Origin of the sequence: Acetobacter sp. A11-2 (genome assembly GCF_040208445.1) — a bacterium.
Classification (GTDB): Bacteria; Pseudomonadota; Alphaproteobacteria; order Acetobacterales; family Acetobacteraceae; genus Acetobacter; species Acetobacter oryzoeni.
The window spans coordinates 1,439,571-1,459,911 of the sequence record NZ_CP157843.1 but is presented as its reverse complement, the minus strand read 5'-3'; the positions used below and the strand labels follow the sequence as shown (position 1 = coordinate 1,459,911).

Below are 20,341 nucleotides of genomic sequence, written 5' to 3'. Positions count from 1 at the left end.
CCGTTCAGGAAAACAGAAAGAGAAAAAGCGCCTTACCCAACAAGCAGGGCGCACTCTGCCGGAGCAGAAACAGGGCGTTGAAGCAGAAAGTGGCGGAGCACCTGCGGGTAAAGTTGGTGTTCCTGCCGCAGAACGCGGGCCCCAAGTGTATCTGCGGTATCACCCGGCAGAACAGGCACAGCGGCCTGGCCCAGAATTGGCCCTTCATCCATGCCTTCTGTTACCAGATGCACAGTGCATCCATGCACGCGCACGCCCGCTTGCAGCGCACGTTCATGTGTATGCAGGCCGGGGAACACAGGCAGCAGGCTGGGGTGGATGTTCAGCATCCGGCCAGCCCATGCGCCGGTTAAAAACGGGGTGAGCAGGCGCATATAACCCGCAAGGCAGATAGCCTGAGCACCAGCTTCTGTCAGGGCTGCATGCACTGCGCGTTCATGCGCTTCACGGTCTTTGCCAAAATCACGATGGTTGATGGCCAGCGTGCGCAGGCCCGCTTTTTTAGCCATTTCCAGCCCCGGTGCATCCGGGTTGTTGCTTAAAACAAGGCAGATGCGGGCAGGAAAGGAAGGATCTTCACACGCGCGGATCAGGGCCGTGGCATTGCTGCCCCGGCCGCTGATCAAAATGGCAATGGGTGTTTTTTCAACGCTCATGCTGCGCGAAAATCCGGAGTAGCCTGCATTTTCAGATCAGGCTTGGCAGTGGGGGAGGCTGCTTTGGCAATATGACCAATGCGTACGGCCGGTTCACCCATATCATGCAGGCGGGCCAGAACGGCATCGGGTTCTGGGGTAATCAGGATCATGCCGATACCGCAGTTGAACACACGCAGCATTTCTTCTGTATCCACATTGCCGGTACGGGCCAGCCATTTGAATACAGGTGCCACAGGCCATTCCTGATCAATCACGGCATCCAAACCATCAGGCAGCACGCGGGGCAGGTTGCCGGGCAGGCCACCGCCAGTAATATGGGCTGCACCATGCAGCAGGCCTGCTTTATGCAAAGCCAGAACCGGGCGCACATACAGGCGTGTGGGTTCTAAAAATGCTTCACCAAGGGTTTTGCCCGGCGCAAAGGCTGCGGGGTCTGTCCATGCCAGATGAGCGTCTGCCACAATGCGCCGCACCAAAGAGAAGCCATTGGAATGCACGCCAGAGGAGGGCAGCGCAATAAGGGCATCACCTTCTGCAATGCCTGCGGGCAGAAGCGCGCCGCGTTCTGCCGCACCAACGGAAAAACCAGCCAGATCATAGTGCCCATCGGCATACATGCCGGGCATTTCTGCTGTTTCACCGCCTACAAGGGCGCAGCCAGACTGTTCGCACCCGGTGGCAATGCCGCGCACAACCTTGGCAGCGCTGTTAACAGATAGACGGCCTGTGGCGAAGTAATCCAGAAAGAACAGGGGTTCAGCCCCCTGCACGATTAGATCGTTCACACACATGGCTACCAGATCAATGCCCACGGTTTCGTGCAGGTCATTATCAATAGCCAGTGTCAGCTTGGTGCCTACGCCATCTGTGCAGGAAACAAGCACGGGGTCTTTAAAGCCGGCGGCCTTCAGATCAAACAGCGCGCCAAATCCGCCAAGGCCCCCCATTGTGCCGGGGCGGTCTGTGGCTTTGGCCGCCGGGCGAATGGCATCAACAAGGGCTTCGCCTGCTTCAATGTCCACGCCGGAATCACGGTAAGTGAGGCCGGAGGAAGGGGTGCTAGGTGAAGACGTCATGCGCGTGCTCTTGGTCCGAATGAGAATAAGGGTCGATGTGCGGGACAGGGTGGGTTAGGATTCCCTCTCGAGGACAGTCTTTACGGCAGGAGAAGCGGCGCGCAAAGCGGCATGACACGGATTGATGAAACAAAAAGCCCCTTAAACGCGCCTTCGGGTGGGCAAAAGCGCCAAAATGAGGCCAACGAGGCAGAACAGATTGCCTTGCCCTTTGCGCATCGCCCCCGATTCGGAAGGTCGGACTTTGTGGCAGCACCCTCCAATGCGGCGGCACGGGCATGGGTGCTGGATGCAGAAGCCGCGGCGCGTTGGCCAGAAGGCCGCATGGCCCTGTGGGGGGAAAGTGGCACGGGCAAAACGCATCTTCTTTCCATTTGGGCGGGCCGTTATGGCGCACCCATTATGGAGGGCAGCCGCCTGAACACGCATGAAGCCGCAATGCTATTTGAGGATGGCGGGTTTCGTGCCGCTGCATTGGATAATGCCGATAAAGTGCCCAATGAGCGGGATTTGCTGCACCTTATCAATCTGGCGCGGGAGCGGCGTGTGGCCTTGTTAATGGCAGCGCGCAGGCCACCAGCCCGCTGGCCAGTAGTGCTGCCAGATCTGGCAAGCCGCCTGCGGGCCACCGCGTCCGTACCGTTAGGCCCGGCGGAAGAGGGGCTGTTGCACCGCCTTTTGCTGCGGCTGTTGGCTGAACGCCAGATTGTTGTGGGGGCACAGGTTACAGAATGGCTGTTGCGTCGCCTGCCACGCCGGGCAAGTGCTGTGCGCGATTGTGTGGCCATGCTGGACCAGGCCGCATTAGAATCGGGCGGGCGCATTACGCGCGCCTTGGCTGCGAATGTGCTGGAAAGTCTGCTGGCACGGGAAGAATAATGAATATATTCGCTTCAGACGTGTTGTGATGTTTCAGTTTTATGACATCATTCATCAGAATGATGAGCTGAACTTTTCGCGCCAGCCGTGTTTGCGTAAAGCTTTGCTTGCCCCAAGGCGGGAAACGGGGCGCATGATGCAGCACAAGGAAAGGAAGAAACGTGACGGCGCAGGATAAAAAAGAGCAGGCCCCTGTAAAAGCTCGTTCACCAGCCCGAAAAGCAGCGCCCAGAAAACCGTCTACCCGCCAACCGCGCCAGAGCAGAAAAACGGCAGAGCGGAAGATCACTCTGGAAATGCCGGAACGGTTTATCAACCGCGAGTTATCTTGGCTGGATTTCAACCAGCGTGTGGTGGAAGAGGCCGATAACGCCCGCAACCCCTTGCTGGAACGCCTGCGCTTTTTATCTATCAGCGCCAGCAATCTGGATGAGTTCTATTCCGTCCGTGTGGCCGGGCTTGTCGGGCAGGTGCGTGAGGGGCTGACCAAACTCTCACCCGATGGCCGTACTCCAGCCCAACAGCTTGAGGCTGTGCGTGAACGCTGCGCCCGCCTGCTGCGTGAACAGCAGCGAATCTGGACAGAACTGCGCGGCCTGCTGGCAGAAGCTGGCGTAGAGCTGTGTGAGCCAGATGCGCTGACGGATGCTGATAAGGAACATCTGGCCAAAATCTTTATGGACAGGGTGTTCCCGGTTCTTACACCCCTTGCAGTGGACCCGGCACATCCTCTGCCGTTTATCCCCAATATGGGTTTGGCACTGGGTTTGCGCCTGCTTTATGCAGATACGGGCCTGTTCGCCATGAACGCCCTTATTCTGCTGCCCGCGCAGATAGAGCGTTTTATTCGCCTGCCATCTCCCACCCCGGCAACGGATGCCGCAACCCCGCCAAAGGTGCGCTTCTTCCGTCTGGAAGACCTGATCACCCTGTTTATTGACCGTCTGTTTGATGGTCTGGAAGTGGGTGAAAGCGGCGTGCTGCGCGTGGTGCGTGACACCGACGTGGAATTTGAAGACGAGGCAGAAGACCTTGTCCGCTCCTATGAAACAGCATTGAAGCGCCGCCGCCGTGGTGTGGTGATCCATCTGGATATGGAAAAGCGGGTGCCGACGGAACTGGCAGAAGCCATTGCCTCGGACCTTGATTTGCCGCCCGATGAAATTGCCGTGCATTCCGGCATGATCGGGGTGGTGGATCTGAAGCAGATGATTGTGGATGATCGGCCGGATCTGTTGTTCCCGCCCTACACCCCGCGCTTTCCTGAACGTATCCGGGATTTTAATGGTGATTGCTTTGCCGCCATTCGCGCCAAAGATCTGCTGGTGCATCACCCGTTTGAAAGCTTTGATGTAGTGGTGCAGTTCCTGCGGCAGGCTGCGCTGGACCCCAACGTAATTGCCATTAAGCAGACGCTGTATCGCACCTCGCGCGATTCACCTATTGTGAAAGCGCTGATTGAGGCGGCAGAAGCTGGCAAGTCCGTCACTGCTATGGTGGAATTGCGTGCCCGGTTTGATGAGGAAGCCAATATTCGCCTTTCCCGCGCGTTGGAAGCTGCAGGCGTGCAGGTGGTGTTTGGTTTTGCGGATTTGAAAACCCACGCCAAGCTCAGCCTTGTGGTGCGGCGTGAAGGCGGGCTTGTGCGCTCTTACGCACATTTTGGCACGGGCAATTATCACCCCATCACCGCCCGTATTTATACAGATCTTTCCTTCTTTACGTGTGATCCGGCATTGGCGCGGGATTCTGCACGCCTGTTCAATTACGTAACCGGCTACGCCATGCCCGCGCAGATGGAGAAAATTGCTTTTTCCCCCATCACCATCCGCAGCACGTTGAAGGAACTGATTCAGGAAGAAATTGATCACGTTAAGGCAGGTAAACCGGGCAGCATCTGGCTGAAGATGAATGCGCTGGTGGACCCGGAACTGATTGATTGCCTGTACAAAGCCTCCTGCGCAGGGGTGAAGATTGTAGGTGTTATCCGCGGCATCTGCTGCCTGCGGCCCGGTGTGCCGGGGCTTTCAGAAAATATCCGCATTAAATCCATTGTCGGGCGCTTTTTGGAACATTCGCGCATTTTTGTGTTTGGGAACGAACATCGCCTGCCATCGCGCTATGCCAAGGTCTTTATTTCCTCGGCAGACTGGATGACGCGGAACATGGACTGGCGTGTGGAAAGCATGGTGCCCATTACCAACCCAACTGTGCACGCGCAGGTTTTGGGCCAGATCATGGTGTCCAACATTCGCGATACCCTACAATCATGGATGCTGGAACAGAATGGAGAATGGCGGCGCGTAAACCCCGGAAACCGGCCTTTTTCCGCGCATGAATGGTTTATGACACATCCTTCACTTTCCGGACGCGGCTCCGCCGCGCATGACACCCCCATCCGGGCCCCGGCATCTTTGACCTCTTCACAGGACTTGCTGATAGATTGATGTCTGAAATCATGAGCTTTTTTCTTGCGTCGGGATTATCTCATCCCCGTTGTTCCAAGCTGCGCAGTCAGTTTTTGCAAACGGGGAGGGGCTTCTGATGGAGGCTGATCAACCGTGCCGTTCCGCAGTGGTGGATCTTGGCTCCAATTCCGTAAGGCTTGTGGTTTTTGAAGGGCGTTCGCGCAATCCACTTCCCATTTTCAATGAAAAAGCCGTGCTGCGTTTGGGGCGCGGGCTGACTGAAACCGGGAAGCTGAATGAAGAAGGCGTGGAAATGGCCAAGGAAGTGCTCAGCCGCTTCCATGCCATTGCCCGCGCCATGAAGGCCGATCCGTTTGAAATTCTGGCAACCGCCGCTGTGCGGGATGCCAGCAATGGCCCAGCTTTTGTGCAAACCCTGCGCGAAAGCATGCCCGGTGTGCCTATCCGCATTCTTTCCGGCAAGGAAGAAGCCGATCATTCCGCCATAGGCGTTATGTGCGGTATTCCCGGTGCATCCGGGTTGGTGGCCGATGTGGGCGGTGGCTCTTTGGAGCTTATTCACCTTACGCCACAGGGGCGGCATGATGCCACAACCCTGCCACTAGGTATGATCCGGCTGGCAGACCGTTCTGGCCGAGATCTGGATAAAGCCAAAACACTGGCGGATAAGGATATTGGCGGCGTAGAATGGCTGCCCAAGGTAAAAGGCAGCACGCTTTATCTGGTGGGTGGGGCTTTCCGTGCGCTGGCGCGGCTTCAGATTGCGCGCACGCAATATCCGCTCAACATTGTGCACTATTATACAATGGATGTGCAGGAAGCGCGGGAAATGACGGGCTGGCTGCAAAACAGCTCGCGCCGCAGTCTGGAACGTTTGCCCGGAGCACCCCGCAAGCGGTTGGATGATACACCTTTTGCCGCCATGGTATTGCGGCGGCTGATGAAAAAGGTGCAGCCGGACAAGATCGTCTTTTGCGTGGATGGCCTGCGCGAGGGCTGGTACATGCTTAACGTTGCGCCGGATATTCTGGCCCAGAACCCGATGGACGTGGTGGCGCGTGAAATGTGTGCCCGTTTTGGGCGCAGCAACTCGCTTCCCTATGCCTTGATGCAGTGGACAGATTTTTTGCGGCCGGAGGAAACGGCGGAAGAAAAATATCTGCGTCATCTGGCATGTTATCTGTCTGATATCGGCAGCCACGATCACCCGGAATATCGGGCCGAGCAGACGTATTGGCGTATCCTGCGTGTGCAAAGTGGCGGGTTTGATCATCCTTCTCGCGCATGGTTGGCGCTGGCGCTGGCTGTTCGTTATGCCGCAGATCAGCAGGCCCCTTTTCTGGCAACATCTCGTGCACTGTTGAGTGATCAGGACTGGAAAAGTGCTGTGGTGCTGGGGTTGGCCCTGCGTCTGGCGTATTCTCTCTCCGGCGGTGCTGGGCGGTTGCTGGAAGGCACATCCCTTGAATGGGAGGAAGATGCGCTGGTGCTTATTCTGACATCTGCCCGCGTGGCGGTAAAAGGGGAAAGCGTGCGCCGCGGGTTGGAACGTCTGGGCCAGGCCTTGGGTGTTGCAACACGTTTCGAGATTGAACTGCTTGGTTGATATGCCCTAGACAGGATACAGGTGCGGGGTGGACAACCCCCACCTATCGGGGCACATTACGGTTTATACATCCTGATATGGTGCAGTGGCGCGGTGGGTTGGCTGGTTTGCTGTAACTGTGCGCCAGAATCAGGTTTTGAATAACCGGTAAAGCAGCGGAACCTTATCTCGTGGCTTCTGAAGAGATCATAGATCCCACAGTCCAACACGATGCTTCTGTCCGAAGAGTTCTGCTGCATCTTGTTCTACCATTTGTTGTTACGGTTATGGCCGTGCTGGCCATTGCGCTGGTAGGTGTCAATTCATACCGTACCACCAAGGAGGGTGTTTCCACCCTTACGCACCAGCTTATGGGTGCTGTGCAGCAATATATTGTGCAGCAGGTTACAGATTACATTCTGCCAGCCGCTACCGGTAACCTGATTGCCTCTGGCATGATCGAACATGCCCCAGCACAGGTGGAAGACAAGGTTTTCTATTCCTACGGCAGCACCATGCTGCGCAAGATCCCGCAGCTTCAGTCCTTTTATCTGGCGGATGATGAAGGGCATTTCATGCTCATCGCCCGTGCAGCGCAAAAGGGCGTGCAGGAACATGTGCGTCTGATTGAAAAAAACGGCCACACATATTTCCATCATGCGTTCTGGGATGATAGCGGGCAGAAAATTTCCGAAACGGAAGAAGATGCCAAGGGGTATGACCCTCGCACGCGTGATTGGTACAAAAATACAGCCGGCACAGATAAGGTAACATGGACCAAGCCGCATCTGTTTCCCACCACCAGCCAGTTTGTCATGACCAGTTCCCTACGGTTTAAGACAGATGCTGGCCATACAATGGTGTTTGCCACCAATATTTCGCTCAACGAACTCAGCTCGTATCTGGATCAGATCAAGGTTGGTAAGACCGGCTCCGCCATGATTGTGGATAGCCGGGGCCTGTTTATTGCCGGCAAAAACCTCACGCAGCAGGCCAAGGCCGCTGGGTGGGACCCGGATAAAATGGTGCTGGACCGCAAGGCCTACCCGGTGTTTGCATTGGGGTATGATCACTACCGTGTGCGTGGTGTTGGGCCGCGGCATGTTACGTGGGATGGCACAGATTACATCACCATTGCCGCAGCTTTGCCGCGCTATTCTGATAGCTGGATTTTGCTGATGGCCGCTCCCGAAAGTGATTTCGGGTCCTTTGCACGCCAAAGCAGCCACCAGAGCTTGCAGTTTTTGGCCATTATCACAGTTTTCTCGCTTGTGCTTGCAGGGTTGCTGGTGCGGCAGGTGCGGCGCACAGAGTCCAGCACGCGCCTGTTGGTGAAGCAGAAAGAGCAGATTCAGCGTGAAAGTTCTGCTGTGCAGCAGGTGGCCGTTGCCCCGCGTCTGTTTGACCCCACTGTGGAACCCCTGAGCCTGACAGAGCAGCTAACGCTTGTAACAGGTGCTCGGCGTGCCACGCTTTGGCGCTTTTTGCACGATGGTGCAGCCATGGTGTGTGAAGATGCGTATGACCAAACGCAAAACACACATTCTGGCGGGTTTGAAATGGCCCGTACAGAATTAGGACCATTCTTTTCCGCCATTGAAGAAGGCAATGCGTTCTCGGTTGAAAATGCAGCCGTAGATCCGCGCACCACGCGGTTTGAACGTTTGACCATGCGTGAGCTGGGCACAAAGGCATTGGCCGTTTGCCCTGTACATGGCCCGCATGGGGTAGAAGGTGCGATCATGCTGGAAGATCCGCATCTGCAGCCGCATCTGCTGTACTTCCTTGATCTTATGGCCGGCGTGGCCGCCCTGCGCTTTGCGGCACAGGCGCAGTTGCTGAATACGCAAACTGGCAAGATTGTAGATGCCGGGCAGCAGGTGGCCACGCTGGATGTGCCCGCGCCCAAATCTGATAATATGCTGATGAGGGCGCCAGAAGCCGCTGCCGTTACATCTGCCAGCATTTATCCATCTGTTGCTGTGTTGGTCATCACGTTCTCTGACCCCGTGGTGGAAGGGGAAAAAGAAACAGAGGCCCTGATTGCACTCATCAATCAGTTGGCGGCAGATGTGCAGTCCGTCGCGCAGGAAGAAAAACTGTTTGCCGTGGAAGTGGCCGGCCACCGTATGATCTGCATGGCAGGCTGCCTGCCCACGCCAGATGTTACGGCCATTGTGCGCGTTGCAGATGCTGCACTTAAAATGCGTGAAATCTTTATGGCATCACTGGCCGCGGCAGATCTGGAACCGGTGTTTACCATGGGTATTGATTACGGCCCGGCATTTGGTGGTGCGGTAGGGAACGAACCCAAGGTGTTTAACCTGTGGGGGCAAACGGTCTCTCTGGCCGAGCTGATGGCACAGGGCGCGGCAGACCCCGGCACCATTCAGGTAACAGAGCGTGTTTATGGTGTGCTGCGTGACAGATACCTGTTCCGTAGCCGTGGGTCCTTCTTTGCGCCGCATCTGGGGCTGGGGCGTGCCTATACATTGGCGGCAAGGCGATGAGTGGGAGCCAGCAGACAGGCGGCCCCAACACGCCGTCGGATGATGAACCAGATCTGATTCTGCAAACAGATGCGCACAAGCCCGCCAAGCGCGTTCCATTGCATGAATGGATACGCAGGAAGCTGGCATGGATCGGCCGGCTTGTGCGCAGGCAGGTCCGTTTTTTTCTGGTTGTTCTGGGGGCAGGCTGGGGCGTTATTTTTGAGAGCTTCCGCTCTCACGCATGGCGCCGCACCGTGCGGTACGAATTTGTAACCACCATGAACAACATTATCGGCGGTGGTGTCAGTGCTTCACTGTTTGCCGGTATGCTTACAGGTGTGGCGGCTGTTTCTCAGGTCATTTACTGGTTGGGTCTTACGGGCCTTGCCAAAATGACAGGCTCCATTCTGGTAAATGTGGTTATCCGTGAAATTGCGCCCATTCTGGTCGGTATTCTGCTGCTGGGGCGCAATGGCATGCTGTCTGCCACAGAGCTGGGGCTGCTGACCATTGGTGGGCAGGTGCGCTCCATGCAGTCTGTGGGGATGGACCCGTTCCTGATGCTGGTGCTGCCACGCACGCTGGCGTTTACCGTGGCCGGGTTTACGCTGGGTATTCTGTTCTCCATATCATCGCTGATAACCGGGTATGTGATGAGCCGTATTTCCGGCGTGATCACCAACCCGATCTGGACATTTCTGGATGATGTGGCTGCGGCCATGTCTGTTACGGATTATGCCGTTATTCCGCTTAAGTTCATCATGGTTGGTTTTGTGGTGGGGCTTGGTGGCTGCCTGACGGGCCTGACCGCCACCAATGAAGATTCACTGCGCACCTTGCTGCCACGCGGCTTTTCCCGCGGGATGCTGATTGTGATGATGGTGAGCGTTCTGTTCAGTCTGGATCTGTAAGATGGAGACGTATTCAGCAGGCCCACTTCTGGAACTGAATAAGGCAGTGCCCTCATTTGAGGATAGCGGCTTGCCGCCAGTCCCCTTCAACATGAAGCTGATGCCCGGCGAATGTATGATTGTGGAAGCGCGAGACCCAAGCCGCGCCACCATGTTTGCAGATTTGTGCAGCGGCATGGTGGAGCTGGAAAGCGGGCAGGTCAGCTTTATGGGGCTGGATTGGGCCAACCTGCAGGATCGGGAGCTTAACGCTCTGCGCGGGCGTATCGGGCGCATTACCCGCCGCGCCAGTTGGGCCGAGTTTATGCCCACACATCTGGGTATTATTTTGCAGCAGTTGCACCACACCACCCGCACTTTGGATGATCTGGTGGCAGAGGCTGTGCGGCGTTCAGAAAGTTTTGGTCTGCCAGGTGTGCCCACGGTAAGCCCATCCCTGCTTTCAGATACGGATCTTACGCGCGTTTCATGCGTGCGGGCTTTTATGGGGCAGCCGCATTTGCTGCTTTTGGAAGACCCGCTGGAGGGTGGCCCGCCCGAACTGTACACCTCTTTCCTGTCTTCAATTACAGAAGCGCGGGATAGAGGGGCAGGCGTAATCTGGCTGGTGCGCAGCAATGCCGTTTGGCAAAGTTACCGGCAGGGTATTACCTCCACATGGCGTCTTGCTGATGATGGCCTAGTAGCAGTACGGATGGCATAATGTTCCAGCTCCGCTTAAGACAGAAAGTGAAACCTCTTATTTCTCTGCGTTATGCAGATGAATGGGTTGGGTTTCTTGTTCTTCTCAGCCTTGTTATTTTTGCAGGCGCGGTGATTGAAGCCGGCGTGCTGCGAGATTGGCTTACCCCACCTGCGCGCTTGCGCGTGGTGCTGCCAGCTTCTGGCGTGGGTGGCCTTACGGTTGGGGGCGATGTGCAGCTTATGGGTGCCCATGCCGGTACCATTCGTTCCATCAAGCTCAACCCATCGGGCAACATGTATGCACTGGTGGATCTGGACCCGCAGGCCAAGCCGTTTATCCGGCGTGATAGTTCGGCCATTATTCGTAAACAGCTTATTGTAACCGGCGCCGCTTATCTGGATCTCAGCCGTGGGCATGGGGAGCCTATGGATTGGAGCTACGCTGTTGTAAGCGCAACGCCAGCCCCCAACCCGGCAGACCAGATTACCGCCACGCTTAACAGTATTCAGGCAGAAATCATGCCCGCACTGGCAAGTGCGCGGCATATGATGGCGCAGCTTGATGGCACCATTAGCGATATGCACGCAGGCAAAGGCACCGTTGGGCAGTTGATGACGAATGATCAGCTGATCAAACAGGCCGAAGCTACCATTGTTTCGCTCAATGGGGTGATTGACCGCCTGAAACCGATTGAAAACCAGATTTCCGGCATCATGAACAAAACCGATGCCACGGTGGCAAACCTGAAAGGGGCCTCGCGCGATCTGAAGGGGGCCACACCGCATCTGCCGGGTATTGCGGCTAATCTGGATGCCAGCACCGCAGATCTGCCAGCATTGCTGGCGCAGGCGCAAACCACACTTTACGGGCTGGAAAAACTAACAGACCAACTGCGCGGCATGTGGCTGCTGGGGGGGCAAAAAGTGGTACGGCATAACCGTCTGTCACCAAAGCAGGTGCGACCATGAGGTACTTTTCTCCCGCTGCGGCTGTTTTGTGCCTGCCTTTACTGCTGGCCGGGTGCGGTGGTGCTGCACAGGATAAACCCACCGCGCAGGATGATGCCGCGTGGGATCAGGCCATGACAGCCGGGCGAGATTCCTTTGAGCTCGGGCGTTATACCGTAGCCGTTACGCAGTATCGCAAAGCCGCAGATCTGGCTTTGCTGCGGGATGATGTAAGCGCGATAACCGAGGCCGGGTATGATCTGGCCGTGGCGCAACTGGCAGCAAACACGCCGGATAAAGCGTTGCAAACAGCACAGGCCACACGGCAGGCCGCCGGTGTGCGTGGGCAAACGCAGCTTTATTCGCTTGATCTGGTAGAGGCTGCTGCCCATTACAGGTTGGGCCATTACAGTTCGGCCATATCATCTGCCACGCAGGCCATGCAGTCATCCGATAGTGCTTTGGCAGGCCGGGCGGCTTTGGTGCTGGGGCTGGCGGCAGATGCGCAATCCGATAGCGCCAATCTGCAAAAAGCTGCGGCCTATCTTGGCAGCCTTAAAAAGCCGCTTTCTGCCACGCAGCAGGCAGATCAGGCGGAAATTCAGGCCCGTGTGCTGCGTCAATCCGCACCACAGCAGGCAGAAGCCTTGGCCGTGCAGGCAGCAGATCTGCGGCGTAACGATGGATCTTACCGTGATATGGCGCGTGCACTGGCACTTGCTGCGCGCATTGCTTCTGCTCAGGGTGACCAGCAAAAGGCCCGTGCGTTGTGGGAGCGTGCAGCACAAAGTGCAGCAGCGCAGTCTAGCGGCTTGAACCGGATGGATGCGCAAACACTGGCGCATGGTTCCATCAACAAAGGCAATTACGTACCGCCTGAAGATGAAGCCGCTGCATGGGCGCGCGATGCCGGGGGTATATCCCTCCGTCCGTTTGAAGATAAAGACGCACAGTAAAACGTGTAAGGCGTAAGTGGCTGGGGCAATGCAGCGGAACCTGATGATTGCACGCTGTGGTGCCCATTCCCTGCACCCGGAATGGCTGAAAGGGGGCGTGCCAGAATGGGATCTGGTGTTATGCCCCTTTCAACCGGTGGATATGCAGGGCCATACCGGCCAGGTGGTGCCGGGCCATAAATGGGATGGCCTGTATCGTTTTCTAACAGAATGGGATGGCTGGAAGCAGTACGACTATATCTGCTTCCCTGATGATGATCTGCGCGGCACGGCAGAAACGTGGAACCGCTTTTTTGCGACCTGCAAACAGTATAACGCCAAATTGGCAGCGCCGGCGCTTACCCCGGGTTCTTTCTGTAGCCACCTTTCCACATTGCAGAATACAAACTTTGTGGCGCGTGCCTCTACATTCGCAGAAATCATGGCCCCCTGCATGCAGCGAGATTTTTTGCATCAGGCACTGCCAACTTTTCGCTTTTCACGCGCAGGCACAGGGTTCGGGCTTGATCTGCTGTGGCCCATGATGCTGGGTTGGCGCGATATATGGATCATGGATGCCACCCCGGTAGAACATACACGCCCGGTAGGGCAGCAGCGCTCTTCCGCATTGGGGGAAATCAGCCAGTATGTTTTTCGTTTTATAGCGGGTTTGGGCGTTGTGGGGGCTACGTGGTCTTACGGGGGATATACCCCACAGGGCACATATCTGGATTACCGTGATAGCCGTTTTGCAGAACTTTATCGGCAAGGTTATGCCTATGTGCAGCAGCACTATCCGCAATATTGGGCGGAGGTTTGTGCGTTTCAGCCCAGCGCACCCCCGCAGGTAAGTGCGCAGGCGCTTGATAAGCTGGAACAGGCCTTGTTTCATTTAAACAAGGATACTGGGAACATTCTTTCTCGCCATCGGCCAGCCATGTTGTCCACCGTATCTCAATGGTCATGGTCTCATGATGCCGCGCGTGAAGCCTCTGGTGGCAACGATGGGCTGATAAACGGCGGCTACGGTTTTCATACAGATTTTGAAGATGATCCGTGGTGGCAGGTTGATCTGGAGCAGATGTGCAACGTGCAGGAAGTTGTGCTGTACAATCGGCTGGATCAGAAAGAATGCTGTGTGCAGCTAAATATTCTTGTTTCTCATAATGGCACGGATTGGCACACGGTTTTTGCCAAACGGGATGATACGCATTTTGGCGGAGCGGATTCCCAGCCTTTGCGTGTGGTTTTGCCCAAACCTGTTATGGCCCGTTTTGTGCGTGTGCAGGCGCTTGGGCACACGGTGCTGCATCTGGATCAGGTAGAAGTGATAGGCACACGCGGCAGTATGAGAGCGCAAAACGGTTTTTTTGAAAAACTTATCTATAAAACCACACGTTTTCTAAACGCACGGCGTTCTGAATAAAAGCGTGGCATTTTATTATGTTTTTTATGGGAACTTGCAGGGGTTCCATGCAGAAATGTTGAGGCACACTCAGGCTGTGCCGTGTATCACCGCACTATAGGGCGCATCCCCATATCGGGCCGGTGCGTGGAGCGGTGATTATGAAAAGACTATTGCGAAGGTACAGAAAGAAAAGCCAGCTTGATAAGGAAATTCGCCACACGCCGCTGGAGGATGTGGGCGGATCTTCCACAGCGCAGAAAAAGAAGGAAGGCGGGCGTTTTTCCTTAAGCACGCGTGAAGCCGCCAAGCGTTTTAGAGCCCACGCGCTGGTGGAAGAAAAAGGCCACCACGATGTTGTGCGTGTGGGGCTGAAAGATAGCGCATGGACAGATCTGTACCATCACGCCCTGACAGCAAGCTGGCCGGCATTTACGGCTGTGGCTGTGTTTTCTTACCTGCTTATCAATTTTATATTTGCGCTGCTGTATATGGTCGCACCAGACCAGATTACGAGTGATAGCCAGCATACGTTGCTTTCACTGTTCTTTTTCAGTGTGCAAACCCTTTCCACCGTGGGTTACGGGGGCATGACACCCGTAGGCATTTACGCCAATGCCATTGTCTCATTGGAAGTGTTTATCGGCATGATGCTGACAGCCGTGGCAACGGGGTTGCTCTTTGCCCGTTTTGCCCGGCCGCGTGCGCGTATCATGTTCAGTAATACCGCTGTTGTCAGCAGTGAAAGTGGTATTCCTGCGCTGTGTATTCGCATTGCCAATTTGCGTGTCAGCGTTATTCTTTCTGTGGATGTAGAAGTGGCGCTTTCCCGCTTGGTTATGGGGGAAAATGGGCATCTGGTGCGCAAGTTTGATCAGCTCTTGCTTGTGCAGTCTCATGTGCCAGTGTTGCGGTTTGCTTTTGTTATGGCGCATGTGATCGGGCCGGACAGCCCCTTACACGGCAAGACAATGGCGGAACTGGAGGCCGAAGAAGCCGAAATTATTGTAACAGTGACCGGCACGGATGAAGCCTTGGGCCAAACCGTATTTGCCAGAACGGCTTACAGGTTTGACCGTGTGCGCAATAACCATCGGTTTGTAGATATTGTGGTGTCCCGCCCTGATGGTCGCATTGCAGTGGATTACACGCGCTTCCATGATGTAGAGCAGCACTAAGGGTTTTAGGCTGCCAGCCGGTCTGGGGCGTTGGTAAGATGAAAGCGCCGGGTTACATCCATAAATGTGGCATGGGCTGTAAACTCATGCCGCAAGACTTCCAGTGCCCCTATGGCCCGCACAAGATCTATTTGTTGAGAGAGATTTCGTTCTGCCATGGCAGCCGGTAAAAGGGCCTGCATGGCTTGGGCAGAGGCAAGGGCAGGGGCCTGCGTGTAGCCTTTTATGTGGCTGATTGTTTCCAATACATGTGTAATCTGCTGGCATTGATTGGCAGATAAAAGCTTGTGAGACAGCACATTGTGCAGGCGCAAAATCAGCAGGCCGGTTGTCATCGCGCTCATGGCGCCTGTCAGATAGGCTTCCACCAAAGCGTTTGGATGGGTGCCAGCATGGCGAATAATCTGGGCTAGCCTATCACCCGAACGGGCAATCCACTGGGCAGATGTAAAGGTCATGCGGCCTTTGGCCATCAGGCGCAGATCACGCACCATTCTGCGGCGGAGCCTCCACCGTTCTCCTGCAGGATCAAACGGCAACACAAGGCGGAAAGCCCATATCCCCAGCCCAATACCAAGAACAACTGCGGGGGTAGTGTTAAACCACGTTATTTCATCCATGCGGGTGTGGTTGGCTGGCCCCACCATAAAGGGCAGAAAGTTGTTATAGGCCGCCGCTGTGCCTGCAATGCTGCCTGGGGCACGTAAGGCCAGCCCGCCCACCAGCATGGGAAAAAAGAGTGATGCCAGCAGAGTTTCCACCCCAGATTGCTGAGGCAGTACCACAAAGCTGAGAATGAACGAAATAACAGCCGCCCATACCGCGCCACGGAAAAAGCCGCTGGCCGCATGTACAGGGTCTTCAAATGAAGAAAAGCGCGTGGTGGTTACAGCCACAAACATGGCAAGGGTAGAACCATCGGGCCATGCTGTTACTTCCCATAACAAGCCGCCTGCGCAAATGGCGGCTGCAGAGCGGATGCCGTTATTGGTGGCCAGCAGGACATCTTTTTCAGGGTGACGGTCAAATCGAAAGTGGTCGGCTCTGCTGGGGGCTTGGGTGGCAATAAAGTGTTCCAGAACGAGGTCTAGTTCCATCAGCAGTTTGGCGAGGGCGGATTCCAGAATACGCCCTTCCAGCAGGTCGCGCCGTTGCTGCCGGGTGGCGGGTGCATTCTGCTGTTGCAGGAGTTGAAACCGTATGAGCCTCTCAATGCCGCGTTGTTGGCTGCGGGTGCGGTAAAGCCGGATTTGAGCGCGCGCCCGTGTGGCAGAGCTTATGGTGGCATCCTGTTCCAGCTCTGCCGGTAAGGAGGTGAGAAGCGCGCAAATATCATCAATAGCTTGCTGGAAGTCTGGTGGTACGGGGGCGGCGGCCTGCATGTGAATATGCAGTGTCATCCCACGGGCCAGAAAGGCAGAAACGGCATTCAGGCTGGCGCGTGCGTGGTCTCCCGCATGGTTGTGGGGGCCCATTTCAATTTCACTGAATTCTGTCTGATCTGCCAGTGAAGGAATACTTCCCAACAAGGCGCGGGAGCGCAACAGCCCATCGGGCTGGTTGCGCAACAGCCCTTGCACACCTGCACATGCCCCTTGTAGCGCGCCCAGTAGGCGCTCTCGCATTTCCTGTTGGGCCACGTGTTCAAGGCGCGGGGCAAACAGGGCGGCCAGCAGGCTTTCACACACAATACCCAGCGTAATGTAAGTGGTGCGGGAAAGCGCAATCATAAACACGTTGTCGGGCTGATTAGCGGCGCTTAGCACAATAATGGTGGTGGTGAAGGACACCAGAACCAGCGCGTAAGAGCGAAAGTTGCGCAGGAATGTTGCAATGGCACAGCAACCACCTGCCCATAGGGCAAGAAACGGAAACACAAGCCCCGGCTCCTGCGGAAGCGCAGCCAAAAATGCAATGCCGGCTACTGCGCCAATGCAAGTACCAATTAACCGCCATTTGGCTTTGGAAAGACTTTGCCCGCGAGAGTTCTGAGCCACAATCCATGTGGTCATGGCGGCCCATTGGGGGCTGTCCATTTCCATCCACAGGGCCAGGCTTAAGGCTATAAAGGCCGCCACGGTGGTGCGGAGGGCAAAGCCCAGATCAGCCGGGGCCGGGGCAATCAGCCATGCCAGCGGAAAGGATGAGCCGCTGTGTATTCTGGCATGCAGGCCACGATACCACTGTAATGGAAATGAAAATGAAACCACGCAGCCAGATGCCCCAGATTGAAGATGTTGTTATAACAATTTCTTGAGCATCTGACAAAAAAAGAGCCGGAACAAAAGCCCGGCTCTTTAACAGCTTGATTTGAAGGATGTTTACACAGCGCGATAGGGCTTGGAGGCATCCAAAAACACGGCGTTGGCGTCCAATTCGTGCGAGACCACAATCAGATATGCAATGGCGCGTGTCAGTTCGATACGGGTGGAAATATTGGGTTCCATGGCTTCCATGCGGCGCAGGGCAGATGTTGCAACCCGTGCAGCGTGTGCCGTGTGGCCATATTTACCTGTAAAGCGGCTCATACGTTTCATAACAATTTCGATGGCGCGCTTGGCTGGTGGCGGAATCTGGTTGCGCTTCAGCAGCATACGCAAACGGATAATATTCAGCCCGATGGTCATGGCTGCCAGCGTGCCCTGCAAACACCCTTCAATAGTAGGGGAAGGCGTAGGGCCAGCATGGCGGATCAGGCGGGCAAACCTATCAATATTGCGGCCAATCCAGTCTCGCGTTTCGGGCATGGGCTCGGCCGATGCCAATGTGCGCAGATCATGCAGCATGGTGCGGCGCATGCGCCAGCGTTCTGCATTATTGTTAAAGGGCAGCACGGCGCGGAAAATCAGCACAGCAAAAAACACGCCCAACAACACAGCCGCAGTGGAGTTAAACCACGCCACTTCGTTCTGCCGGCCTTGGTTGAGCGGATGCACAAAGTTGGGCAGCAGCAGCGTATAGGCCGCAGAATGCAGTGCTGTGCCAGCATTACGGGCAGCAAGGCCGCCGGCAATCATGGGCAGGGCGAGTGAGCCCACCAGCATTTCGTAATCTGCCTCTGTGGGCAGTACAAGAAACACCAGAAAGAATGAAACAATAGCCGCCCATATGCCCCCCACCATGAATTGTGAGGAGGCAACAACAGGATTTTCTCGGGTTGCAAACAGCCCGCAAACAATGGCCACAAAGGTAATAAAGCCCAAACCAGCGGGCCACGCCGTACACTCCCATACCAGCCCGGCAGCCGTAATGGCCACCATGGCACGCACGCCATTATAAACGGCTTCGCGCTTATCTACGTGGGCTTGCAGACGGAAGTGGAAGTGATCCCCACGGATAAAATGCTGGCTGGCATCATATTCCCGGATAGCCTGTTCTAGTTCACCCAGCAGTTCATCCAGTGCGTTGTGCAGGATGCGGCCATCCAGCAGGGCGGGAATATCTGTATCGTTTGAGGGGTTGTCATCAAACGCCGTGTCAATTTCCTGCGAAAGCGCATCCACCACACGTTGATGGCATTCAGCGCGCAGTAATTGCAGATCATGCAGCAATTCCTGCACGCTTTCATCGGAATCCAGCCGGTTGGGAACGGTTGTCAGAAACTCGCTCACATGGGCTGCGGTCTCGCGGAAAGCGGGCTGGTCTGTCTGCACATATTGCAGGCGCACAGCCATACCCAAACCGCGCGAAAGCAATACGGAAACCGCAGCCAGTGCGGCACGCGCGTGGTCCCCTTCATGCCCATGGGGGCCCATTTCCACTTCGGAAAACTCGATCTGGTCATTAATCGAAATCAGCGGGCCAAACATGGCGCGGGAACGCACCAGGGCTTCCTCATCCCCCGCCAGCAGGCTGGAAACCGAGGTGGACACGTTGGAAAGTGCTGTGCGCAGTTTATCGCGCATGTTGCGGCGTGCTGTTTCTGCCAGATTATGGGCAAACAGGCCTGCCAGCGTGCCCTCACACACAATACCCAGCACAATGTAAGATGCGCGGGACATGGCTGTCATAAACACGTTTTCTGGGTGCGGAATGGCGCCAATGGCAATAATGGCGGTGGTATAACCGGCCAGCACCAGTGCGTAGGAACGGAAGTTACGCACCAATGTGGCCATGGTGCAGCATACGCCAACCCAGATGGACAGAATGGGGAAGAACAGCCACGCATTCTGGTTAAAGGCCGAAATAAGGGTAATGGACATCACCACCCCTATGGCCGTGCCCACCAGACGCCATCGGGCTTTGGAAAGACTTTCCCCGCGGGAGCCTTGGGCCACAATCCAGACAGTCATGGCGGCCCATTGTGGGTCATCCAGTTCCATCCACAGGGCAATCACCAACGCCAGAAGGGCTGCGGCCGTGGTGCGCACGGCAAAACCGATAGCGGCAGGGGTGGGGGAGATCAGCCAAGCAAAGGGCATTTTTCCGCGTTCACCCGGCCTGTGCAGGGGGCGGAAATTGCGCAGGGGGCCGATCCGGTCAAGGATAAACAGAGGGAGACTGGGCACGGCGACTATTTTATCCTGACAACGAAAAACAGGGAGGAACGCCGCACAGGGTAGCCTGATTCCCTGCTTTTTCCTTGTGGGTTCAGACGCATATCAGCTATCAGTCTTCCGGCGATGAACGCGCGTGGGATCGGAAATTATTTATAAATCTTGCGCATATAAGCTATCATGTTCCCAGATAGAAAAATACTGTGAATATACTATGCTCGCAGTAGAGCTAAGATAAACGAAAGTAGGCGCGATGTCTGATTTCCTTCAAAACATTCTTGGTAAGGTAGAAAGCGCTCTGGGCGTAGATGTGCAGGGGGCATTGCAGCAGCAGTTGCAGTCTTTGCTACAGCCGCAGAATCTGGAAGCGCTGCTTACGCGGGCAGATCAGGCCGGTCTGGGTGATAAAGTGCGTTCATGGGTCAGCCAGGGTGGCAACGTGCCCGCCACGCCAGATGAAATTCGCGCCATTCTGGGCAGCGATATGGTGCATAACCTGATTGAAAAAACCGGCCTGCCAGCAGATACCGTGCTGACAGCTCTGGCACATTTTCTGCCAGCCGCCGTGGATAAGCAGACCCCACAGGGCGTGCTGCCAGAAACTGGTGCAGAAACCAAACAGGCGTAATATTTTCTGCACGCCTGCAATGCGCATGTGTTGAAG

At 55.8% G+C, this 20,341-nt stretch carries 15 protein-coding genes; 11 read left to right on the top strand and 4 right to left on the bottom strand.

Translation table 11 applies throughout. The features are described from left to right. Window positions 1-32 precede the first annotated feature (32 nt). Window positions 33-656 (bottom strand): phosphoribosylglycinamide formyltransferase, encoded by a 624-nt coding sequence (gene purN / locus ABNV41_RS06980; RefSeq protein ID WP_003628267.1) that lies wholly within the window; start codon window positions 654-656, stop codon window positions 33-35. Beyond that, the gene (purM, locus tag ABNV41_RS06975; protein ID WP_050819525.1) at window positions 653-1,735 is read right to left on the bottom strand and encodes a phosphoribosylformylglycinamidine cyclo-ligase; all 1,083 of its coding nucleotides are present in this window, start codon (window positions 1,733-1,735) and stop codon (window positions 653-655) included. Before purM ends, purN begins: the two co-directional genes overlap by 4 nt. 111 nt (window positions 1,736-1,846) lie before the next feature. On the opposite strand from purM, the gene ABNV41_RS06970 reads away from it, so the two are divergent. The 10 genes from ABNV41_RS06970 to ABNV41_RS06925 all read left to right on the top strand — a co-directional run bounded on the left by ABNV41_RS06970 (window position 1,847) and on the right by ABNV41_RS06925 (window position 15,181). Then, window positions 1,847-2,614, top strand: a complete 768-nt coding sequence (locus tag ABNV41_RS06970) for a chromosomal replication initiator protein DnaA (RefSeq protein WP_003625165.1) — start codon at window positions 1,847-1,849, stop codon at window positions 2,612-2,614. A 161-nt stretch (window positions 2,615-2,775) separates the two neighbouring features. Then, window positions 2,776-5,061 carry an RNA degradosome polyphosphate kinase gene (locus ABNV41_RS06965; protein ID WP_003625169.1) on the top strand — a complete coding sequence of 762 codons (2,286 nt, stop codon included), beginning with the start codon at window positions 2,776-2,778 and terminating at the stop codon, window positions 5,059-5,061. A 97-nt stretch (window positions 5,062-5,158) separates the two neighbouring features. Then, window positions 5,159-6,649: a Ppx/GppA family phosphatase gene (locus tag ABNV41_RS06960; protein WP_050819526.1), complete on the top strand. Its 1,491-nt coding sequence runs from the start codon at window positions 5,159-5,161 to the stop codon at window positions 6,647-6,649. Window positions 6,650-6,819: 170 nt separating this feature from the next. Then, the gene (locus tag ABNV41_RS06955) at window positions 6,820-9,138 is read left to right on the top strand and encodes an adenylate/guanylate cyclase domain-containing protein (RefSeq protein WP_050819527.1); all 2,319 of its coding nucleotides are present in this window, start codon (window positions 6,820-6,822) and stop codon (window positions 9,136-9,138) included. Beyond that, entirely contained in the window at window positions 9,135-10,031 is an 897-nt protein-coding gene (locus ABNV41_RS06950; RefSeq protein ID WP_349934509.1) for an ABC transporter permease, read from the top strand. Before ABNV41_RS06955 ends, ABNV41_RS06950 begins: the two co-directional genes overlap by 4 nt. Window position 10,032: 1 nt before the next feature. Then, window positions 10,033-10,734 (top strand): ABC transporter ATP-binding protein, encoded by a 702-nt coding sequence (locus tag ABNV41_RS06945; protein WP_003628257.1) that lies wholly within the window; start codon window positions 10,033-10,035, stop codon window positions 10,732-10,734. Continuing rightward, window positions 10,734-11,684: an MlaD family protein gene (locus tag ABNV41_RS06940; protein ID WP_050819530.1), complete on the top strand. Its 951-nt coding sequence runs from the start codon at window positions 10,734-10,736 to the stop codon at window positions 11,682-11,684. Before ABNV41_RS06945 ends, ABNV41_RS06940 begins: the two co-directional genes overlap by 1 nt. Then, window positions 11,681-12,619, top strand: a complete 939-nt coding sequence (locus tag ABNV41_RS06935; protein ID WP_050819531.1) for a hypothetical protein — start codon at window positions 11,681-11,683, stop codon at window positions 12,617-12,619. The genes ABNV41_RS06940 and ABNV41_RS06935 overlap by 4 nt, the downstream gene beginning before the upstream one ends. Window positions 12,620-12,647: 28 nt before the next feature. Then, window positions 12,648-14,024, top strand: coding sequence for a discoidin domain-containing protein (locus ABNV41_RS06930; protein WP_349934508.1), 1,377 nt, complete (start codon window positions 12,648-12,650; stop codon window positions 14,022-14,024). Between the two features lie 122 nt (window positions 14,025-14,146). Further along, the gene (locus tag ABNV41_RS06925; protein ID WP_080986771.1) at window positions 14,147-15,181 is read left to right on the top strand and encodes an ion channel; all 1,035 of its coding nucleotides are present in this window, start codon (window positions 14,147-14,149) and stop codon (window positions 15,179-15,181) included. Between the two features lie 5 nt (window positions 15,182-15,186). Here ABNV41_RS06925 and ABNV41_RS06920 read toward each other — a convergent pair whose 3' ends face one another. Further along, window positions 15,187-17,391, bottom strand: coding sequence for an FUSC family protein (locus ABNV41_RS06920; RefSeq protein ID WP_050819533.1), 2,205 nt, complete (start codon window positions 17,389-17,391; stop codon window positions 15,187-15,189). 111 nt (window positions 17,392-17,502) lie between these two features. Next, window positions 17,503-19,689, bottom strand: a complete 2,187-nt coding sequence (locus ABNV41_RS06915; RefSeq protein WP_349934507.1) for an FUSC family protein — start codon at window positions 19,687-19,689, stop codon at window positions 17,503-17,505. 241 nt (window positions 19,690-19,930) lie between these two features. On the opposite strand from ABNV41_RS06915, the gene ABNV41_RS06910 reads away from it, so the two are divergent. Beyond that, complete coding sequence (locus tag ABNV41_RS06910; protein ID WP_050819535.1) at window positions 19,931-20,305, top strand: YidB family protein; 375 nt, start codon at window positions 19,931-19,933, stop codon at window positions 20,303-20,305. The last annotated feature ends 36 nt before the right edge of the window (window positions 20,306-20,341 follow it).